The organism is Streptomyces sp. NPDC002835 (genome assembly GCF_053591995.1).
This window is the reverse complement of the sequence record NZ_JBSFUW010000113.1, coordinates 1-2,742: the sequence shown is the minus strand read 5'-3', so window position 1 is coordinate 2,742 and position 2,742 is coordinate 1. Positions and strand designations below refer to the sequence as shown.

Below are 2,742 nucleotides of genomic sequence, written 5' to 3'. Positions count from 1 at the left end.
CTCGCCAAGCGCATAACGGACGAGACCACACCCACCTGGCGAGGAACTTACTAGGAGATAAAGGGCAATCTGACTAGATCAAACGCCCTCTCAGAAGCCCAGGAAGAGTTTCTGCCATTGGGGCGTCGGCGTACCGTCCGGGTCCAGGCCGTACGGCCACCGCCTTCTAAACACCTCCCCGCCGGGGCGCTGTCCCGCCATGCCGTGGTCGGCGGCCTGTCGGTAGAGGGTTTCGGCGCCTTCCCGGTCCCCGGCCTCCTCCCGCATCCCGGCCAGGCGGGACAGCGCCTCCGTGTCGCCGTGCTCGGCGGCCTGCCGGTAGAGGGCTTCGGCGCCTTCCTGGTCCCCGGCCTCCTCCCGCATCAGTGCTAGGTCGATCATGGCGTTCGTGTCGCCGTGGTCGACGGCCTGCCGGTAGAGGGCTTCGGCGCCTTCCTGGTCCCCGGCCTCCTCCCGCATCCCGGCCAGGCCATGCAGGATGTTCGTGTTGCCGTGGTCGGCGGCCTGCCGGGCAATGGCTTCGGCCCCTTCCCGGTCCCCGGCCCTCTCACGCATCCGGGCCAGGCGGGACGGGTTCGGGTGGGATAGGACGCGGGTGTTGCCGTGGAAGGCGGCCTGCCGGTAGAAGGCGTCCTCGAGGTCCCAGTCCCAGTCGGTCGTCTCCCGCTCCACGGCCAGGTGGTGCAGCGCTCTGGTGCTGCCGTGGTCGGCGGCGCGGTGTAGGAGGTGGTGGGCCCATTGCAGGCGGTGCCGGTCTTCGGCTGCCTCAGTGACCTTGTCTAGGTCGTCAGGGTGGGTGACGTGGGTGTGGGCAGCGTGCCAGAAGGAGGCGGGCGGGCACAGATGTCGGCGGGTGGTGCGGCCGTATTGGTCGAGGTAGTCGGCAAGGCGGAACACAGGCCCCGCCGGCCGCGGTGAGGGGGCGTCGGCAGGTGTAGCGGAGCCGGGTGGGCGCCTTTGGGGTCGGGGGGTGACCCGGCTCAAGGGAGCCTGTTTCCCGTGGACATGTCTGGCGAGTTCGGCGTAGGCCCTTTCTGCCCAGTCGTCGGTGAGCTGGTTCCAGTCGGTGTCGTGGAGATAATCGGGGGCGGCGTCGGTGAGGAAGGCCTGCGGCAGGTGCAGGCCGACGCCGAGGCGGCGGGCGTCCATTGCCGCTTCCAGGAGTGCTTTGGCGGCCGGGTTGCCGGCCTGGTAGCGCTCCAGGAGCGCGGGGCCTCCTGCGAGGTCTTGCGTGAGGCGTCCGTCGGCGCGGGCGCGGGTGAGGGCGTCGGCCAGCAGCCGGTCACCGCCCTCGGCCAATGCAGTTGCCGCAGCCAGGGCGGGGGTGTCGAAGGCGTTGGGGACGCTCACGGTTCGTCCGGCGAGCAGTTCCCGGACCCGGCTGTGCGAATCTGGCTCGCCGGGGGCGGGCAGGGCGGTGTACTGCTTGAAGTAGTCGGGCCACAGCGTGGCCAGTACAAGGACCGGCCCGCGCTGTGGGCTGGTCAGCATGTCGTGCACAGCTGCAGCGATCCGCTCACCGGACGCACGGTCACCGAGGTAATGCTGGGCCTCGTTCAGCCATACCACCGTGCGTGTGCCGACACGGTGCAGATCCTCCAGCGCGGCCTCCGCCCGGGTGGGATCGAAGGGATGCCACAGCCGCCACCCCGGCTCCGCCAGCGGCTGCACGGCCTCCCAGCACGCCCGCGTCTTCCCCGTCGAGGACTCACCCACCAAGACCAGCATCCGGCTGTGGCCCTGCCCGGCCTCCCGCACCGCCTCCGCCAGGATCAGGTCGTGCTCGCGGGGTACATAGCCGGGCAGTGACTGCTGCTCCGGCAAGCCGGAACCGTCCTGGACGGTACTGGCCGGGTGGACCTCCAGCGCGTACGGATCCCACTGCCCGATCGGCCGGCCGGGCCCCGGCCGTTCACCGTTCCCGCTACCGGCCGCGACCCGCTGCAGCGCCAGGAGTTCCTCAACCGGCCGCAGTCTCAGCGCGCTTACCAGCGCCGTCAACGTCTGTGCCGACGGCACCGGCCCGGCGGCCTGAAACGCCAGCTGCACGGTCATACGGCTCAGTCCTGTCCGAACGACGAGATCCGTCTTCTTCAGCCCGGCCCTGGCCAGCCCGCCCTCCAGCCTCCTGCGCAGTTCCGATAGAGCCGAGTCCGGAGTGTGACCGGTCCGTTCGTCGTGCACGTGCTCGCCCCCCGGGTGGTGATGTGTTCGCCGGTGTCCATCTTCGTCCCGGCGCACCATGGCGCACACCGATTCCGAGACCTTCGTCCACGTCAACACCCCACCGCTTGACGGGAGTCTGCCGTGAACGTCGCCGTCCTCCTCCTCACCACCACACTCGTGATCGTCGTCGCGCTGCTGGCCGCCGCCGGCGCGGGCAAACTCGCCCGCATGGACGGCGCCACCTATCCCGCCGCTCTCACCCGCGCCGCCCTGACCTTCGCCGCTGTCGTCACCCTCGCCACCACCGTGGCCGGCACCTTCGCCACCCTCCTTACCTGACCGCCACGCGGTGGCCCAGCCCCCTACCCCCACCCGATCGCGCTCAACTACTTGCCAGACATGCCTGAAAGCCGCAAACCTGCGCTGGGGCCCAGAAGCACTAGATAACGCATGCGGGCGGCGCCAGCGAGGCCGGGGAGCGGATCTCGTCCGGCCAGTGCATCGAGTGCAGCACCAGGGCGTCCTCCTTGACCCGCAGCAGGCCCAGGCGCTCGCGGCCGCGGAGCGCGAACTTCG

The 2,742-nt window shown here is 70.3% G+C and carries 2 protein-coding genes and 1 pseudogene; 1 reads left to right on the top strand and 2 read right to left on the bottom strand.

Going from position 1 to position 2,742, the window contains the following annotated elements:
* Positions 1-90: 90 nt before the first annotated feature.
* Positions 91-2,055: a tetratricopeptide repeat protein gene (locus ACWD01_RS37350; protein WP_451168430.1), complete on the bottom strand. Its 1,965-nt coding sequence runs from the start codon at positions 2,053-2,055 to the stop codon at positions 91-93.
* Positions 2,056-2,307: 252 nt separating this feature from the next.
* Here ACWD01_RS37350 and ACWD01_RS37345 point away from each other — a divergent pair, with 252 nt between their 5' ends.
* Positions 2,308-2,505 carry a hypothetical protein gene (locus tag ACWD01_RS37345; protein ID WP_451168428.1) on the top strand — a complete coding sequence of 66 codons (198 nt, stop codon included), beginning with the start codon at positions 2,308-2,310 and terminating at the stop codon, positions 2,503-2,505.
* A gap of 118 nt (positions 2,506-2,623) precedes the next feature.
* On the opposite strand, the pseudogene ACWD01_RS37340 reads toward ACWD01_RS37345, so the two are convergent.
* Positions 2,624-2,742 (bottom strand): annotated as a pseudogene (locus ACWD01_RS37340) (Ku protein); the annotation flags it as partial.